The organism is Campylobacter concisus (genome assembly GCF_003048985.1).
In the GTDB taxonomy this organism is placed as follows: domain Bacteria; phylum Campylobacterota; class Campylobacteria; order Campylobacterales; family Campylobacteraceae; genus Campylobacter_A; species Campylobacter_A concisus_AY.
The window spans coordinates 14,219-31,821 of record NZ_PIRS01000011.1; the positions used below are offsets into that span (position 1 = coordinate 14,219).

Genomic DNA, 17,603 nt, shown 5'->3' on the forward strand with positions numbered 1-17,603 from the left:
GCATTTTATCTTAAACATACTTTATAAATGATCCAAATTTAGCTCTCTGGCGTCACATAAATGGACATTTTTATAGACCTTTGCTATCTCGTCCCTCGCTCTCATCAGCGCAAAGCCAAGCAAATTTTGTCCTCGCCACTTCATAGGATTTTGCGCATTTTCATCGCTTGCGCCCAAACCTATGCCCCAAATTTTATCAACTGGGCTTGCCTCGACTAAAATTTTACTCCCAGTTTGAAGCAAAAAGTCACGCAAAGGGGCATTTTGACTAAATTTTAGATAGCTTGCATTTAGCACGACGCCAAATTTGACCTCGTCCCAGACCTTAGCGTCAAAGCCACGCACCTGCCTGCCAAGCGCCTTCATCTGCGCTGGATCTTTGGCGGATAAAATTTGCCCCAAAGCCTCTTTATCGCCAAAACACTGAGCCTTTTTAGCCATCATATATTGCTCGGCGCAAATGTATTTAGTTTCATCTTCCCAAAAGCTAGAGGCGTACCACTGACTAAGGCAGCTGGCACTTAAATTTGCGCTCTTTTGATGACCCCAAAATAGTAAAAATTTATCCGCCTTGCCAGCGTTATAGCGCTTTTTAAGCCATTTTAGATCATATCTAGGCTCACGCTCCCAAAGGCCTATAACAAAGCCATTATTTATAAAAAGCGTGCTTTCATCCTTGCCTAGCCTCTCATCCCAGTATCCACGCCACGTCGCAGGCTCAGCAAAGAGCTGCTGATACTCGCTACGTTCATCTTGGCTTAGCGATTTTAGCCAGTCATTAAATTTAAACTTATAATCCTCGCCAGCGCCCATCCTCCAGCCGATGGAAAATGGATCTATACTTGGAAATTTGATCCAAGGCGGTGGAAGTAAATTTTTCATCTAGCCTCTTTTTAGCCAAGCGCCCTACCAAAGCGTGGCTTGGTTCATCGCCTCGTGCATATTAAAAAGCTGCTTGTGCTCGGCTACATCGTGCGTTCTTATGATCTGAGCGCCGTTTTCAAAGGCTTTTAAGTGCAGATAAAGCGAACCTGGTAAGCGCTCCTTGACCTCGCTTGGATAATAGTGATTTATGACTGATTTGCGGCTAGCACCAACTAGCAGCGGGCAGCCAAATTTCAAAAAATGCTCCAAATGCTTAATAAGCAGTAAATTTTGCTCAGCCGTCTTACCAAAGCCGATACCCACATCAAGCACTATCTTTTTAGCGCCAAGCTCCCTTGCAAGGGCAATCTTTTGCTCAAAAAAGTCTGAAATTTCGCCAATTAGGTCGTTATACTTTGGCGCAATCTGCATCGTGGCAGGGTCTCCTTGCATGTGCATCATGCAAAACTGCGCGTCGTATCTTGCAGCAAGCGTGGCAAGAGAGGCATTTGCTGTAATGTCATTTATCATCTTAAAGCCGTGATTTAGCGCAAATTCTAAACAATAAGGATCAAAGCTATCAAGGCTAAATTTTGCCTTTTCATGTAAATTTAGCTTGTAAATTTCCTCCACGATATCTTTTATGCGTCTAAACTCCTCCTCACGTCCGCAATACTCGCTCCCCGGCCTTGAGCTAACGCCTCCAAGATCGATATAGTCTGCGCCTACTTCGATCATGGCTTCGATTTTTGCTATGCCATTTTGTGTATTTATGCGGCTTTGCTCGTTAAAACTATCTCTATTTATATTTGCAACGCCCATTATAAGAGGCTTAGCGGGCTTTGTAAATTTTGTCTCTAAAAAACCTGCAAGCTTTTTAAGTCCAAAGTCTTGTAGCTTCTCTTTTTTAGCCAGCTCTTTAAGCTGCGCGTTTGTCGCCATTAGCAAGGCTTTGCTTAGGCTCTCGCGCCCTAAAATAGTATCTTTGTGCGTCACAAGCTCGGCGCCGACACTTAGGGCGTCTTGTTTTAGGATATTTGCCGCTGGGGCCTTTATCTCGCCAATGAAGATAAAATTTATCTCGCTCTTTTCTTGCATGAGCTTCGCACCAGCCGGACTTGGCGAGACGGCCTTGCAAATTTGATCAAAGTCGCTTTTGTTATTTATCTTATAAAATTTCAACGTCGTCCTTTCTCAAAGATAGTAAGCAAGAGTGGCGTCAAAACGGCGTGAGACTTGGCGTTTAGATCGGCAAGCTTGATGAGCGAGAAAAAATACTCCATCTCCTCGCCGCTAAATTTATACCCGCTATCAACCGCCTTTGTCACGATAGCGCCCACAAGCTCTTTTAGCTCGTTTTTGCCAAATTTTTGCGCCTGCTCCTCTGCTATCTTTTGATCGATAAAGCTTGTTAGCTCTTTTAGGCTGAGCGATTTTAAATTTAGTTCCACACTCATTTTTGGCTTTTTGGTGAGCTTATTTTCTATGAGCATCCTCGATCTGATCGTTGGTAGAAGTAAATTTTTACTCTGCGTTACTATTATAAATTTGATATTTCTTGGGGGCTCTTCAATGATCTTTAAAAGTGCGTTTTGAGCCTCGGTGCGAAAAGATTTCGCTTCTATAACTAAAATTTTCTCATCTTTTTCGGCGATGTAGGCTTCGGCGATGACCTCTTTTGCATTTTCTAGTAAAAAATCATCACTTATAAAAAATCTTAAGTTATTTACGCCAAACTCGGCTTCAAGCTTGGCTTTTAAATTTTCAAAATCGCTTGTTATGACGATTTTATTTAGCATTTAGAGTATCACCTTAGCAAATAGCACAGCGTCTATGCTCTTGTCAAAAAGTTTGTATAAATTTAGAAGTTTGATGTCTAAGTTTTCATCGCTCGAGCTTAGCGTGAAGCTATTTTGCGCCTGCTCATCAAAGAGCCACATATAGCTGTTTTCGTCAGTCTTAGCTAAATTTGCACGCTTGTCTATGCTTTTGCCGATGTAAAAAAAGATGTAGCCGTTTGGAAAGGCAAGACTTAGCATATCTTTTAAAAGCTGCTTTTGCTCGTTTGTCTCAACGCTGTCAAAGGCTGGATAGAGCGATCTTAGGCTAAAAAATGGCAAAAATGGACGCTCGCTTTTTGTGCGGTTGATATTTCTTAAAAGATAGTTTTCAAACCACTCTCGCTCATCGTCGCAGATGACTATAAAAGCCTTGCTATCAAGCAAAAATTTAAGCCTAGATGCAAGCAAAGGCGTCCATTCGACGCGCTTCTCCTCCATCCAGCTCATATATCTTTCGCTTCTTATAGTCTCAAGCGTCCATTGGATAAAATCTTGCATTATTTATCTAACTTATACGCATCGTGAAGTACGCGAACTGCGAGCTCGCCATATTTTTGATCGACGATCATTGAAATTTTTATCTCGCTTGTTGAGATCATCTGGATATTTATCCCCTCTTTTGCAAGCGTCTCAAATGCTAGACATGCTACGCCGCTGTGGCTCTTCATGCCTACGCCGATAACCGAGACTTTCACGATCGCATCGTCATACTCGACATGTTTTGCAGCTGAGAGCTTTTGCATAGTCTCTTTTGCTAGCTCAAGCTCGTTTTGTGGCACTGTAAAGCCTAAATTTGTCGTGCCGTCGTGTCCTACGTTTTGGATGATCATATCTACATTTATATTTTGATGAGCTAGAGCTGTGAAAATTTCAGCTGCGATGCCAGGCTTATCGACTACGCCTCTTAAAGTTACTCTTGCTTGATTTTTATCTAGTGCTATACCGCTTACTAAAACCGCTTCCATATTATCTTCCTTTGCTATTAATGTACCTTCGTTGTGGTTAAAACTGCTTCTTGTGATTAGTTTGACATTTAGTTTTTTTGCTAGCTCGACTGAGCGATTTTGGAGCACTTTCGCCCCAGCAGAGGCGAGCTCAAGCATCTCGTCATAGCTTATCTTTTCTAGCTTTTTTGCCTTTTTTTCTATCCTTGGATCAGTCGTATAAACGCCATCAACGTCGGTAAAAATTTCACACAGATCAGCTTCAAGCGCACCAGCAAGGGCAACCGCGCTAAGGTCGCTTCCACCTCTGCCAAGAGTAGTGATATCACCTTTGTCGTCTATGCCTTGAAAGCCTGCTACGACGACGATCCTGCCAGCTTTTAGCTCAGCTTTTAGCCTAGTTGTGTCTATCTTTTCTATCCTAGCTTTTGTATGCACATCATCAGTCATTATCCCAGCCATTGCGCCAGTTAGTCCTACGCACGCATAGCCTTTTGCATTAAGTGCAATCGTCAAAAGCGCGGTGGTTACTTGCTCCCCAGAGCTTAAAAGCATATCAGTAGCAACGCCGTCTGGGTGCTTTGAGAAATACTCACTATATTCGACCAATTGATTTGTAACTCCACTCATCGCAGAAACTACCACAACCACGTCAGCGCCGCTGTTTTTAGTCTCTATGACCCTGTTTGCCACAGCTTCGATGCGCTCAAGCGTGCCTACGCTAGTTCCGCCAAATTTTTGAACGATTAACATCAAAAATATCCTTTCTCTTTAAAATAACTCAAAACTTTGTCATAAATAGGCTTTTTGAAGTGATTTATCCCCTCTAAAGCCTTGTTGATATCTACAAATTTATACTCGCTAAATTCTGGATGCTCGGTCTTTAAATTTATGCTCGCACCGTTTTTTAGCCTAACCAAAAAATACTTTTGCGTCTGCCCATCAAATGGGTAAAATTTCTTTGACGCATTTGATGGAAAGTCGTAGCTAAGCCAATCAGGATACTCTTCTAAGAAGTCAAATTTATCAGTTCCGATCTCCTCTTTAAGCTCCCTTTTTAGTGCCTGCTTTGGACTTTCGCCTTCGTCTATGCCACCTTGAGGAAACTGCCATATATCGTCCATATCAACCCTTTTTGCGACTAAAATTTCGCATTTAAAAGGGTAAGAGCTAGACAAAATGACAGCTGCTACATTTGGTCTATATTTTTTTTGCATGTCTTTTCCAAAAAAATTTATTTGAGATGATAACGAAAAAGAGTTAAGAGATAGATAAATAAAAGCTACTTTTAAACTGCGCTAAATGCCAAATTTCTTATAATCGCCAAAATTTAAAAAAGAGAGAAATTTGCAAGTTTATATCCACGTGCCATTTTGCGAGAGCAAGTGTCCATACTGTGCCTTTGGCTCAAGCGATGATGAATTTAAGAAGGTTAGCGCCTATTTTAAAGCGCTTTGCCTTGATCTAAATTCCCAACTAAAAAGCCAAAATGTAAAAGAAATTTCTACTATCTTTTTTGGCGGCGGCACACCAAGCGCGGTAAATGCCAAATTTTATGATGAAATTTTTAGCATTTTAGCTCCACTTTGCATGGCTAAAACTGAGATCACATTTGAAGCAAATCCAAATTCTGCAAATTTGGCTTGGCTAAAGCATGTAAAAAATTTAGGCGCAAACCGCATAAGCTTTGGCGCGCAAAGCTTTTTTGAAGATAAGCTTAAATTTCTAGGGCGCATCCACAGCAAGGAGCAAATTTTTAAAGCAGTTGAAAATGCCCATGTAGCTGGCTTTAAAAATATAAATTTAGACCTCATCTATGACACTAAATTTGATACCAAAAAGCGCCTTTTGGCTGAGGTTGAAAGCTTAAAAAGTCTTGCTATCACGCATCTAAGTGCCTACTCCCTCACACTTGAAGAAAACACCCCATTTGCTGGCAAAAAAAGCTATAAAAAGGATAGCGACACTTTGGCTAAATTTATGATAGAGCAGACACAGAGGGCTAGCTTTAAGCAATATGAAATTTCAAATTTCGGGCAAATTTGCAAGCACAATCTTGGCTACTGGCAGGGCAAAAACTACCTTGGTGTGGGGGCTTTTAGCGTGGGCTTTGTGGATGGCACCAGATACTACGCCAAAAGTAGCATAGACGCCTACATTACGCAGCCAACGCATAGAGAAAGAGAAATTTTAAGCCAAAGCGAGCTAGCAAGAGAGCATATATTTTTAGGGCTTAGAAGCATCATAGGCGTAGAGGCTGGACGCTTAAATGAGGATCAGAAAAAAAGAGCAAATTTACTTGTAGAAAATGAAAAACTGCTCTTTAAAAATGGCAAATTTTACAACCCAAATTTCTTACTCAGCGACGAGATCGCACTCTTTATCGAGGGCTAAATTTATAAAAATTTGAGCAAAGTCAAGATAAAATACAAAGCTTAAATAAAATTTAACAGAGGCAAAAATGTTTGGAATGAGTTTTTCTGAGATCTTGGTCATCGCCGTGATCGCAGTGCTAGTTTTGGGCCCTGACAAGCTGCCAAGCGCTATGGTGCAGATCGCCAAATTTCTAAAGATGTTTAAAAAAGGCATAAATGACGCAAAATCAACTTTTGATCAAGAGATGAAGATAGCCGAGCTTAAAGAGGACGCTCAAAAATATAAAGAGAGCATAACCCAAAGCGCTCAAAGCGTGCGTAAAAAGCTCACTTTTGAAGAGCTTGACGAGATCAAGAAAAGCGCAAGCGACGTCACTGAGAGCATTCAAAACGTCGTAAGCGACACGAAAAAAACGGTAGAAAATATACAAAATCCAACAAATTTAGTTAAAGATGCGATCTTAAACGATAAAAAAGAGGCGTGATGTTTGAAGAGCTAAGACCCCATTTGATCGAACTTAGAAAGAGGCTTTTTATAAGCATAGTAAGTGTTTTTGTCTGTTTTGGCATCTGTTTTACATTCTGGAATCCACTGCTTGCATGGATGAGCGAGCCGCTAAAGCAGGTCTTGCCAGCTGGCTCAAATATCATCTTTACACAGATCCAAGAGCCATTTTTCACAGCGATGAAGGTCGCCTTTTTTGCTGGTTTGGTGCTTGCTTTGCCTATCATATTTTGGCAGTTTTGGCTATTTGTCGCACCTGGACTTTATGATAATGAAAAAAAATATGTGATCCCATTTGTCCTCTCTGCTTCATTTATGTTTGCGTGCGGGGCGGCGTTTTGCTACTACGTGGTCATCCCGCTTGGCTTTACATTTTTGGTAAATTTTGGCGGTCAGCTCTTTACGGCACTGCCAAGTATCGGCGAATACGTGGGCTTTTTTACAAAGCTACTGATTGGCTTTGGAATTTCATTTGAGCTGCCAGTCATTACATTTTTCTTAGCAAAGATCGGCCTTGTCGATGACAAGATGCTAAAAGACTACTTCAGATACGCAGTAGTCGTCATCTTTATCTTTGCAGCCATCGTCACACCGCCAGATGTTATAAGTCAAATTTTAATGGCACTGCCACTCATCGGACTTTATGGAATTTCTATCATCGTCGCCAAAAGAGCTGGCAAAAGCGACGACGATGAGCAAGATAGCGACACAAACAGCGACGCGGGCGATGAGTGATATAAACGATATCTCAAGCTACGACTACTTTTTGCCAGAAAAGCTCATCGCAAAAGAGCCAGTTTTGCCCAAAGAAGAGGCGAGACTGCTTGTTTATCTTAAAAAAACAAAAGAGATAAAACACTATAAATTTAAAGATCTAGCCAGTCTCATCCCAGATGACGCGGCGGTCATTTTTAACAATACAAAGGTGGTTAAGGCTCGCATTTTAGGACACAAACAAAGCGGCGGAGCCTGCGAAGTGATGCTAAATCAACCGCTTAATGATAATAAATTTAGCGTCTATATAAGGGGCAGAGTAAGTGTTGGTAGCGTTTTAAATTTTGCTAATGATATAAAGGTAAATGTGCTTGAGCTAAATGATGATGGCTCAAGAGTGGTAAATTTCACCAAAAATGGCGTCATTTTAGATACGGCGCGCCTTTTTAGCGAGCTAGAAAAGATCGGCCATGTCCCGCTTCCACCATATATAAAAAGGGCTGATACAAAGGACGATGAGAGCTGGTATCAAAGTATATTTGCCAAAAATAGCGGCGCAGTCGCAGCTCCGACAGCTAGCCTGCACTTTAGCGAGCAGATGCTAGAGCAGATAAAGACAAAGCACGAGGTCGCCTACATCACGCTTCACGTGGGTGCTGGGACATTTAAGGGCGTGGAGTGCCAAAACATAAATGACCACAAAATGCACTCTGAGTTTTATGAGCTAAGCGAAAAAGCTCAAGAGATCATAAACTCAAGCAAACCCATCCTTGGCGTTGGCACGACGGTTACTAGATGCGTGGAGGAGTTTGCTAGAAGCAAGCAGACAAGCGGCTTTTGCAAGCTATTTTTAAATTTAAATAATAGACCAATCAGACAAAACTACCTTTTAACAAATTTTCATCTGCCAAAATCAACGCTGATCATGCTGGTTACTAGCTTCATAGGGCTTGAAGAGACGATGAGGATTTATGAAACGGCAGTTAGCGAAAAGTATAGATTTTACTCTTATGGCGATGGGATGCTTGTGATATGAAAAATGTCGATTTTGTCGCGCAAATGGAGCTTTTTTTAGAGGCACTTTTTAAAGACGCAACCACTAGAGATAACGCCATCGTCTTTAACTACAACCCAAACTACCCACGCTATCTAAGCTTTGAAGCGCATAAGCTAATAGGCGCGATCAAAAATTTAAGCAAATTTTACCTAAATAGCGTTAGCAACTCAAAATTGCTCATATCCTTTACTCTAGTAAGCTATAGCCTAAGTTTAGTGCATTTTGACATACATATAAGATGCACTTCATGCCCGCAAAAGCCAAATGAGAGGCTAGTTAAAGAAGCTGGAGAGCTATTAAAAGAGCTAAATGCCAAGATGAGCGAAACTGAGGACGGCTTTAATATAAGCATAAGCGTGCCACTGCCAAAAAGCGGGACATTTAAAAGGCAAAGCGTCGAGATAGCAAGCCTCTTAGGCAAAAATGCGATCATAGCTTGCGATGATGAAAATTTATTTTTAACGCTCAGTCACGAGTTAAGCTTTACGGGGCTAAAGCTTAGCAAACAAAAGAGCTTTGAGAGTTTAAATTTACACATAAAAGATGCCATTTTTAAGCCAGATATCATCTTTGTGCAAAAGGAGTATCTAAGCGACAAAACAAGGCTTGATGAGATGCTAACTTATCAAAAGCTTAAGAATTTCTACATCGTCATCATCAGCAAGGATGAAGCCAAAAGCATCAAAAGCGAGAAGATGACTATGCTTAGACAGCCATTTACTAGCGATAGCTTGCACGAGACTTTAGGGGTGGTGGCTAGAAATTTATAAAATTTTTAGATATCTCTTTAAGATGATAGTGGCTGAGACGCTATCGAGCCTGCCATCTCGCTTTGTGTTTGTGTAAATTTCACTTGCCTCGCTGCTGCTAAAGGCCTCGTCTTGATAGACGATATTAGCCTGCACGTCAAGAAGCGAGACAAAGTGCTCTATGCGCCTTCTCATCTCGTCCTCGCTACTGCCGCCGATCGGAACGCCCACTACTAGCGTGTTTGGAGCGTATTCATTTACTTTTTGGCTTACATCTCTTGCGGCTTGATTGCGGTTTTTTCTAAGCACTGGCTCAAGTGGCGTCACGACCTCGCCAAAGCCAAAAGCAAGCCCTATGCGCTTTAGTCCAACATCGATCGCCATAAATTTCTCTCTCATAGTGCGCTTTTTACTCTTAAATTTGAAATTTCAACTAGCCCTTCAAGCTCGTACTCATAGATGATCTCGCCAAATTTAGCCAATGCTTCATCAAGGCTAACGCCATTTTTGCAAAATTTCAATATTTCGTCGCTTGTTTTTTCTTGCACTTTTACCTCGCCAAAAAGTGAGGCAAATTTAACGTAATCATCGATAAGCTCGGCCTTTTTGCTAGCTAGCAGAGCATTTGTCCCATTGCTCTCATTTATGCGCTGAGGCAGGACAAAGACGGGGATTTTAAGCTCATTTGCGAGCCTTGCACTTTGCATCGAGCCACTTCTTAGATCAGCTTGTGCGACAACCAGAGCTTGCGCAAGCCCCACAACTATGCGGTTTCGCTCTAAAAATCTATACGCGATCGGCGGCTCACCCTCGTCATACTCACTTAGAGCCAAGCCTTTTTCATAAATTTCTCTTATCGCTGCTTTATTTTGAGCTGGATAGATGATGTCAAGTCCATTTGCAAAAACACCGATAGTTCGTGGCATGGCAGCCTTGTGCGCCGTGATATCCACGCCGATAGCCCCACCACTTACCACGCAGACATTTGCGCTTTTTAGCGCTGCGCAAAGTGCCGTGACACACTCTTTTGTATAGACGCTTGCCTTTCTTGAGCCAACGACTGCTACTTTTGGCATGCTAAGAAGCGAGGTGTCACCTATGAAATTTAGCTCTTTTGGGGGATTTTTTAGCCTATTTAGCGCCTCTGGGATGATTTCAAGCTTCATAAAATATCTTTTAGATAAACAACTTCTACATCTTTTAAGATATTGTTTTTGCTAGCTTTTATCACCGCGATCGTGTTTTTCTTTGGGTGTCCGATGGCGATCGCGTAGCCCCTTTTTTTGGCTAAATTTACAGCAGCTACAAGCTCTCGCCTAACCGCACTAGCCGATGGATCATCATCTAAAAATATATCTCTTGAAATGTAAGGCTGATTATACTTTTTAGCAGCCCTTGCTACCGCAGTTTGAGCGATCGTCTTACTATCAACAAAGATAAAGCCCTGCTCTATCAGCGCTCTATAAGCCTTGTCCATCGCGTCATAATCACTAGTAAATCGTGATCCTGTGTGGTTGTTTGTATATTTTGCGCGCGGGAAGTCTCTTCGTATCTTTTTTATCTTTTCATGCATGCTCTCAAAGCTCTCATTTATCGTGAGCGTGCCTATCTCTGGGCTATCAAAGTGCTTTGCTTGCATCGGCAGATGTATCATGTAAAACTCAAATGTTCTAGCGATATTTGGCGTATCTGGGTGAGTTTTTGTCGCTGGGAAAATGGACGGAGTTATCTTTAGACCGATTGATTTTACCATGCTAGCGTGCTCAAATGTCGCAACATCATCGATTATTAGCACTAGCTTAGCACGCCCTTTTACGCTGCTATTTGGAGTAAATGGCACAACAGCAAAGTCATCTTTTTTCGCGCTCTCTTTTTGCGGTTTTTCGCTGTAAATTTGCTTCTTATCTTTTTTGCTAGGCTCAACCTCACTTTTTTTAGCAGGTTCTGGTTTTAAAATTTCACTATGCTTTAAATTTTCTTTTACGCTTAAATTTGCTTCAGCGCTTTTGTTTTGCTCTATTTTTGTCTCTGTTTTTGCCTCATTTTTGCCTGCATAAAATGGCTCGATTACTTGCTCGACCTTTGATTCTGGCTTTTCTTCGCTCTTTGCTTCATGGCTTACATCTACGCTACTTTGCATATTTTTATATAAATTTGCAAGTAGATTTTTCGTATCGTTTTGCTCTTTTTTTGGCTCTTCTTTTTTAGCTTCTACTTTTACTTCAGGTTTTATCTCAGGAGTTATCTTTTTTTGCTCTTTTGGCTCAGTTTTTGGCTTTAGAGCAAGCTCACTTTTATGTTTAGGGTCGGTAAAAATTTTACTTAAATTTTCATCTTCATCAAATTTTAGAGGGTATTTTCTCTTCTCGTACTCTTGTTTTTTATCTTTGCTAGCAACTTTTTGCTCGGCTTTTTTTGAAATTTGTTTCTCGCTCTTTGGCTCATTTACTTTGCTTATCTGCTCAACATCTTTGTTTTTGATGCTAAGAGCTGCGATAAGTGCTACTATCAAAATGGCAGCAATGACGCCGATACCAAGGAAAATTTTATTATGAGAGCGACCTGCACTCTTTTTTGCAGGACGCTTCTTTGTAGTCTTTTTTTCGCTCAAGGCTTAGTTTTTGCTTTGATCTATAAGTTTGCCGTTAGTTATCCAAGGCATCATTGCGCGAAGTTTTTTGCCAGTTTTATTTAGCAAGCTTCTCTCGGCTATACCGCGCTCAGCATTCATTCTAACATATCCTGCTTTTCTCTCTAGGATGAAGTCTTTTGCAAATTTACCATTTTGAATTTCTCTTAAAACTTCTTTCATAGCTTTCCTGCTCTCTTCGCCAACTACTCTGACACCACTTACGTAGTCACCGTATTCAGCTGTGTTTGAGATAGAGTAGCGCATATCAGCCATGCCGCCTTGATACATTAGATCAACGATTAGTTTTAGCTCATGTAAGCACTCAAAATACGCCATCTCAGGCTCATATCCAGCCTCTACAAGCGTATCAAATCCAGCATTTACAAGTGCGCAAAGACCACCGCAAAGCACAGCTTGCTCGCCAAATAAATCTGTTTCAGTTTCATCTTTAAATGTTGTCTCGATGATGCCAGTTCTACCGCCACCTATACCGCAAGCATAGCTTAGAGCGATCTCTTTAGCCTTTCCACTTGCATTTTGCTCAACAGCGATAAGATCAGGTATGCCGCCACCTCTTAAAAATTCGCTTCTAACTGTGTGTCCTGGAGCTTTTGGAGCGATCATGATGACGTCTATGTTTGCAGGAGCTTTGATCTGTCCAAAATGAACATTAAAACCATGTCCAAATGCGATAGCAGCGTGATCTTTTAAATTTGGCTCGATCTCATTTTTATAAATTTCAGCCTGAAGCTCATCTGGTGTTAGGATCATAACTACATCAGCGCCTTTTGTAGCTTCGCTTACAGTTTTTACTTCAAAGCCCTTTGCCTCAGCTTTTGCCCAGCTTTTGCCACCTTTTGCAAGACCGATTACGACACTTACGCCATTGTCTCTTAAATTTTCAGCGTGTGCGTGACCTTGTGAGCCAAAGCCGATGATTGCTACTTTTCTACTCTGAATAAGGCTTAAATCGCAGTCTTTATCATAATAAACATTTATAGCCATTGTTTCTCCTGTTGTTAAAATTTGGCAAAATTATACATTTTAGCAACAAAAACGTTGCTGAAAAAGAGCAAAAAAGTATCTTTAAGTTTTATGCTGCAGCTTTTTGCTATAATGTGACAAAATTTTTAACCTAAAGAGTCACTTTACATGAATGAATCAATTTTTAAAAAAATCAAAGCGCTTCCGCCACTAGACGACACTGTCATACAGATCCAGCGCCTACATGCTGACGAAAATAGCTCGATAAATGACCTCACAAAAGTGGTCGAGAAAGACCCTATGCTAACAGCAAATATCTTGCGTTCAGCAAACTCACCACTTTACGGATTTTCTCAAGAGATCACAACTATCGCAAGAGCCATTTCGCTTTTCGGTATGGCTACTATACGCGGTTTTGCGCTATCAAGTGCCATTAAAAAGACCTTTTCTATAAATTTAGAGCCATATGACATTACCGCACAAGATTTTTTAAATATCTCAATCATGCAAAATGCTTTGATGTATCACTGGTACTCTAAGATAAAACCTAAAAATCTAGAAATTCTCTCTCCTGCTTCATTTATGCTTGAGGTTGGCAAGATCGTTTTAGCACATGAACTCACAGAAAATAACCAAGTTGCTGAGTTTAAAACAAAGTTAAAACAAATCTCATCTACCTATGATCTTGCGCTTTTAGAGTCAGAAATTTTGGACATCACAAACGAAGAGGTTACGGCTAAAATTTTTGAGCAGTGGAATTTAGAGATCGAGCTTGGAAATTCCATCCTCTACTCAAACACTCCAGAAGAGGCACCTGATCATATAAAAGAGTACGCAAGAGCGTTAAAAGTAGTAAAAACAGCGGTTAATATCTTTAACCAGCTTGATGATGTGAGCGTAAATAACGCAACACTTCTTATAAACGAATATGGCTTTGAGAGAGATACATTTTTAATGGCTGTTAGCAAAGTCAAAGACAATTTGTGAAAGAATTTTTAACATCACTTCTAGTTGGCATCAAAGAAAAAGAGATATCAAACGAAGACAAAGAGATCTTACGTAATCTCCTAAACCTTGGTGCCGTAAGCTCCCATAAAGATAAATTTTACCTAAACAACGGCTATGTCTGCGGCAAGCTAGACATCAGCCAAAACGCAACTGGCTTTATCATGCCATTTGACAAGCGTTTCAAGCAAGATATCATCGTCGAAAATAAAAATTTAAACAACTCTCATCTTGGTGATATCGTGTTAGCAAAGCTTTTGCCACTTAAGAAAAAACGCCAAAGCGCTAAGATAGTGATGAGCCTAAAGCTTGCAAATGAGACAAGCGTGGTCTATACAAAACGCTTTGGGGCGGCCATTTTAGGGGTAAATTTAAAAACTGGACTAAGCACAACTCTAAAAGCAACGCAAAAAAGTCTAAAAATGCTCCCGCTTGGGACGCTACTAAAGATAAACAATCTAAACAACGAAATAGTCGAGGTTTTAGGAAATTTAGAAGATCCGCTAAGCGATGAGAAAATTTCTCTTGCTATTTATAATAAAAACGATAAATTTAGTGAGGCCTGCGAGCTTGAAGCAAAGGCATTTGGCGACGAAGTCGATGCTAGCATGTATCCAAACAGAGTTGATCTAAGAAATTTAGAGTTTTGTACGATCGATCCAGTCGATGCTAAAGACTTTGACGATGCCATATATTTTGATGAAAAAAAGCGCGAAATTTACGTAGCAATCGCCGATGTAAGCGAGTATGTGACTGCATATAGTGCCATTGATAGTGAGGCCAAAAAAAGAGGCTTTTCTATCTACTTTCCGCACATCTCAGTGCCGATGTTGCCGCGCGCGCTTAGTGAAAATATCTGCTCACTAAAGCCAAACGTGCCACGCCTTGCATTTTGTTTTAAAATTTCACTCGATGCAAACAATGAGGTAAAAAAAGAGGAGCTTTTTGAGGCAATAATCCTTTCAAAAAGGCGCTTTAACTACGATGAGATCGATGAAATTTTAGAAGACAAAAGAGAGTGTGAAATTTCATGGATCAAGCCGCTTTTTAAACTCACCACGAAGCTTCGCAAAAAAAGGCTTTTGCACGCGTTTGACTTTAGGACAAAAGAGCTTAGAATGAGCCTTGATGAAGAGGGTCAAATTTCACAAACTAGGTTTGAAAGCGACTCCGACTCACATAGACTTGTTGAAGACTGCATGCTTTTAGCAAACAAGGCCGCTGCAAAGCTCATCACAAAGGGCGTTTTTAGAAACCACGCTTCGCCTGATTTTAAAAAGATAGATACCTTGCTTGAGGACTTGCAGCTTTTGGGACTTGACTTTACCTACGAGAGCGACCTTGCAAATTTGATAAGAAAGATCCAAGCAAAGGCCGATGAAATGGGCAACCGCGAAGAGATAGATAAGCTCATCATCAAGTCTCAAAAAAAGGCTGAATACTCAAGTGAAAATTTAGGCCACTTTGGGCTTGGATTTGACAGATATACACACTTTACAAGCCCTATTAGACGCTATTCTGACCTTATTTTGCACAGACTTTTAAAGGCTAAAATTTCAAAAGATGAGAAGCTTTACAACTTCTTACTTTTAAACATCCAAAACACCTGCGCAACCTTAAGCGAGCTTGAAAGAGAGGCCGACAAGGTAGCCTACGACTTTATGGATAGGAAATTTGCACGCTGGGCAGCCGCAAATATCGGCAAAGAGGTGCGCTGCTACGTGAGCGAAAACCAAAATGTTTTGGTTGCCAAGCTTGATGATTATTTTGTTGGAGCTAGGATTTTCATCACTGGATATAGCGCAAATTTACTTCAAAAGCTTGTCGTAAAGATCACAGAGACCGACATTGCGAGCGCTAAAATTTTTGCAAAAGTGGTAAGAAAGATCGATGTATAGAAAAGATTTGGAGCTAAATTTAGCAAATGCAAATTTAAGCAACTACTTCTTGCTTTTTGGGGCGGACGAGTTTCAGATCGAGCTTTTTGGCAAGGAAATTTTGAGCTTTTATGCAAGCGAAGATGCAAATTTATTAAGCCTTTATTTTGACGAGTATAACTACGCGCAAGCAAGCTCTCACCTAAGCGAGCAGTCGCTTTTTGGCGGCAAAAATATCCTCTATGTAAAAAGTGACAAAAAGATCCCAGCAAAAGAGCTAAAAGAGCTCATCTCGCTTTGCTTAAAAAGCCAGGACAATTATTTTTTGTTTGAGCTTTATGAGGCCGACATGAAGCTAGTTTTTGATACGCAAAAGGCTTTTGGGGCAAATTTTGCTAGATTTTTCAAGCCTTCAACTCCAGATGAGGCGATAAATTTACTAGCCAAAAACTCAGCCAAAATAGGCCTAAACATAACCAAAAACGCACTTTATGAGCTTTATTTTACGCATAATGAAAATTTATACCTTGCAGCAAGCGAACTTACAAAACTAAAGAGCCTAAACGCTCACATCGAACAAGACGATGTAAAAAGGCTGGTTTTTGGACTTGGTGGGATAAATTTTGATGACTTTTTCAATAAATTTATGGCTCTAAAAGATATAAAAAACGACTTTTTTACCTACTTGGAAGATCCAAATTTTAATGAAATTTTACTTCTAAACTCACTTTATAAAGCATTTTTTAGGTTATTTAAAATTTATTCTTACATCAAGATAAATGGCCGCTTAAATTTAGACGAAGCGATCGGCTATCAGCCGCCTGTAAATGTGGCAAATTTACTAAAAGCAAATAGCTTAAAGCTAAGTTTAAATGTCTATTTAGAGATATTTAAGACGCTAAATTTAGCCGAGCTAGAGCTAAAAACAAATACAAAAATGGATAAAGAAATTTTTGTTTTATCAACCATTTTAAATCTGCAGCACCTCATATCAACAGCAAATATTAAGTAAATTTAAGCTAAAATCCACCCTTGCTTAATGCAAAATCCTTGCTCACAAAGTGAGCTAAATATCCATAAGGAGAAAAAATGAAACATTACGAGCTTTTATTTATTCTTAAGCCGACATTGACGGAAGAGGAAGTTAAAGCTAAGGTTGACTTCGTAAAAGAAGTCATAACAAAAAACGGCGGCGAGATCGCTACTGTCGTTGAGATGGGCACTAGAAAACTAGCTTATACCATCAAAAAATATGAGCGTGGAACATATTTTGTTATCTACTACAAAGCTCCACCAGCACTTCTTGCAGAGCTTACAAGAAACGTAAGAATCACAGAAGATATCATAAGATTTTTAAGCGTTAAATATGAAAACAAACGCGAAATCGCAGCTTGGGAAAGACTTTGCAAAGGTATCAAGCAAACTATAAGAAAAGAACCTCGCGAGCCAAGAGCACCACGCGAGCCAAGAGCTGAAAAAGTAGACGAGCAAACATTTACAGAAGAATAATCAAGGATAAAAAATGTTCAATAAAGTAGTATTAGTTGGAAATTTAACCAGAGATATAGAGCTTAGATATACTACTAGCGGCGTTGCCATAGGAAATTCTAGTATAGCTGTGACACGCAAAATCACCTCAAATGGGGAAAGAAGAGATGAGACTTGCTTTATTGATATATCATTTTTTGGCAAGAGTGCAGAGATAGCAAACCAATATCTTAACAAGGGATCGAAGCTGCTTATCGAAGGAAGACTCAAATTTGATCAGTGGACCGACAATAACGGACAAAATCGCTCAAAACACTCTATCGCCGTTGAAAGCATGGAGATGCTTGGCTCAAATAACCAAACGCAACAAGGCGGATACTCTATGAATAGCCAAAATAGCGGTGGCTACGGACAGCAAGGCGGATATCAAAATAACCAATATAACCGCCAACAAGAAGCTAGACCACAAGCTGCGCCGCAAAGAAAGCAGGAGAGTTATTCAGAAGTTCCTGATATAGACGTTGATGCTGATAGCTTCAACAATGAAGAAATACCGTTTTAATTTTAA

The 17,603-nt window shown here is 40.3% G+C and carries 20 protein-coding genes; 10 read left to right on the forward strand and 10 right to left on the reverse strand.

Translation table 11 applies throughout. The annotated features are described in order from the left end of the window. Positions 1-21: 21 nt before the first annotated feature. The 6 genes from CVS91_RS07795 to CVS91_RS07820 are packed head-to-tail and all read right to left on the reverse strand — an operon-like array spanning position 22 to position 4,866. Positions 22-882 (reverse strand): NADAR family protein, encoded by an 861-nt coding sequence (locus CVS91_RS07795; protein WP_107831426.1) that lies wholly within the window; start codon positions 880-882, stop codon positions 22-24. A 24-nt stretch (positions 883-906) separates the two neighbouring features. After that, entirely contained in the window at positions 907-2,046 is a 1,140-nt protein-coding gene (gene folP / locus CVS91_RS07800) for a dihydropteroate synthase (protein ID WP_107831428.1), read from the reverse strand. After that, complete coding sequence (locus CVS91_RS07805) at positions 2,043-2,663, reverse strand: DNA polymerase III subunit delta' (RefSeq protein WP_009294157.1); 621 nt, start codon at positions 2,661-2,663, stop codon at positions 2,043-2,045. Before CVS91_RS07805 ends, folP begins: the two co-directional genes overlap by 4 nt. Beyond that, a complete protein-coding gene (locus tag CVS91_RS07810) occupies positions 2,664-3,203 on the reverse strand; it encodes a HobA family DNA replication regulator (RefSeq protein WP_021087775.1) in 540 nt (179 codons plus the stop codon). Further along, the gene (locus CVS91_RS07815; protein ID WP_107831430.1) at positions 3,203-4,402 is read right to left on the reverse strand and encodes an aspartate kinase; all 1,200 of its coding nucleotides are present in this window, start codon (positions 4,400-4,402) and stop codon (positions 3,203-3,205) included. Before CVS91_RS07815 ends, CVS91_RS07810 begins: the two co-directional genes overlap by 1 nt. Then, complete coding sequence (locus CVS91_RS07820; RefSeq protein WP_107831432.1) at positions 4,402-4,866, reverse strand: RNA pyrophosphohydrolase; 465 nt, start codon at positions 4,864-4,866, stop codon at positions 4,402-4,404. The genes CVS91_RS07815 and CVS91_RS07820 overlap by 1 nt, the downstream gene beginning before the upstream one ends. 130 nt (positions 4,867-4,996) lie before the next feature. On the opposite strand from CVS91_RS07820, the gene hemW reads away from it, so the two are divergent. From hemW to CVS91_RS07850, 5 genes are all read left to right on the forward strand, one after another. Beyond that, positions 4,997-6,043: a radical SAM family heme chaperone HemW gene (gene hemW / locus CVS91_RS07825; protein ID WP_107831434.1), complete on the forward strand. Its 1,047-nt coding sequence runs from the start codon at positions 4,997-4,999 to the stop codon at positions 6,041-6,043. A 67-nt stretch (positions 6,044-6,110) separates the two neighbouring features. Further along, positions 6,111-6,509: a Sec-independent protein translocase protein TatB gene (gene tatB, locus CVS91_RS07835; RefSeq protein WP_012140063.1), complete on the forward strand. Its 399-nt coding sequence runs from the start codon at positions 6,111-6,113 to the stop codon at positions 6,507-6,509. Next, a complete protein-coding gene (tatC, locus tag CVS91_RS07840) occupies positions 6,509-7,264 on the forward strand; it encodes a twin-arginine translocase subunit TatC (RefSeq protein WP_103634270.1) in 756 nt (251 codons plus the stop codon). The genes tatB and tatC overlap by 1 nt, the downstream gene beginning before the upstream one ends. After that, a complete protein-coding gene (gene queA / locus CVS91_RS07845; RefSeq protein WP_107831436.1) occupies positions 7,257-8,279 on the forward strand; it encodes a tRNA preQ1(34) S-adenosylmethionine ribosyltransferase-isomerase QueA in 1,023 nt (340 codons plus the stop codon). The genes tatC and queA overlap by 8 nt, the downstream gene beginning before the upstream one ends. Continuing rightward, positions 8,276-9,070, forward strand: coding sequence for a hypothetical protein (locus tag CVS91_RS07850; protein ID WP_107831438.1), 795 nt, complete (start codon positions 8,276-8,278; stop codon positions 9,068-9,070). Before queA ends, CVS91_RS07850 begins: the two co-directional genes overlap by 4 nt. Here the strand turns inward: CVS91_RS07850 and ruvX are convergent. The 4 genes from ruvX to ilvC are packed head-to-tail and all read right to left on the reverse strand — an operon-like array spanning position 9,065 to position 12,686. Then, positions 9,065-9,448, reverse strand: coding sequence for a Holliday junction resolvase RuvX (gene ruvX, locus CVS91_RS07855; protein ID WP_004317765.1), 384 nt, complete (start codon positions 9,446-9,448; stop codon positions 9,065-9,067). The genes CVS91_RS07850 and ruvX overlap by 6 nt on opposite strands. Continuing rightward, a complete protein-coding gene (gene dprA / locus CVS91_RS07860; RefSeq protein WP_107831440.1) occupies positions 9,445-10,215 on the reverse strand; it encodes a DNA-processing protein DprA in 771 nt (256 codons plus the stop codon). Before dprA ends, ruvX begins: the two co-directional genes overlap by 4 nt. Then, positions 10,212-11,660 carry a divergent polysaccharide deacetylase family protein gene (locus tag CVS91_RS07865; protein WP_107831442.1) on the reverse strand — a complete coding sequence of 483 codons (1,449 nt, stop codon included), beginning with the start codon at positions 11,658-11,660 and terminating at the stop codon, positions 10,212-10,214. Before CVS91_RS07865 ends, dprA begins: the two co-directional genes overlap by 4 nt. A gap of 3 nt (positions 11,661-11,663) precedes the next feature. Next, complete coding sequence (gene ilvC, locus CVS91_RS07870) at positions 11,664-12,686, reverse strand: ketol-acid reductoisomerase (RefSeq protein ID WP_004317771.1); 1,023 nt, start codon at positions 12,684-12,686, stop codon at positions 11,664-11,666. A gap of 147 nt (positions 12,687-12,833) precedes the next feature. Here ilvC and CVS91_RS07875 point away from each other — a divergent pair, with 147 nt between their 5' ends. From CVS91_RS07875 to CVS91_RS07895, 5 genes are all read left to right on the forward strand, one after another. Next, positions 12,834-13,652 (forward strand): HDOD domain-containing protein, encoded by an 819-nt coding sequence (locus tag CVS91_RS07875; protein ID WP_012140069.1) that lies wholly within the window; start codon positions 12,834-12,836, stop codon positions 13,650-13,652. After that, complete coding sequence (locus CVS91_RS07880; protein ID WP_107831444.1) at positions 13,649-15,568, forward strand: RNB domain-containing ribonuclease; 1,920 nt, start codon at positions 13,649-13,651, stop codon at positions 15,566-15,568. Before CVS91_RS07875 ends, CVS91_RS07880 begins: the two co-directional genes overlap by 4 nt. Further along, a complete protein-coding gene (gene holA, locus CVS91_RS07885; protein ID WP_107831446.1) occupies positions 15,561-16,559 on the forward strand; it encodes a DNA polymerase III subunit delta in 999 nt (332 codons plus the stop codon). Before CVS91_RS07880 ends, holA begins: the two co-directional genes overlap by 8 nt. Positions 16,560-16,636: 77 nt before the next feature. Beyond that, entirely contained in the window at positions 16,637-17,056 is a 420-nt protein-coding gene (rpsF, locus tag CVS91_RS07890) for a 30S ribosomal protein S6 (RefSeq protein WP_103613387.1), read from the forward strand. Positions 17,057-17,069: 13 nt separating this feature from the next. Next, on the forward strand, positions 17,070-17,597 hold the full coding sequence (locus CVS91_RS07895) for a single-stranded DNA-binding protein (RefSeq protein ID WP_021087759.1): 528 nt from the start codon (positions 17,070-17,072) through the stop codon (positions 17,595-17,597). Positions 17,598-17,603 lie beyond the last annotated feature (6 nt).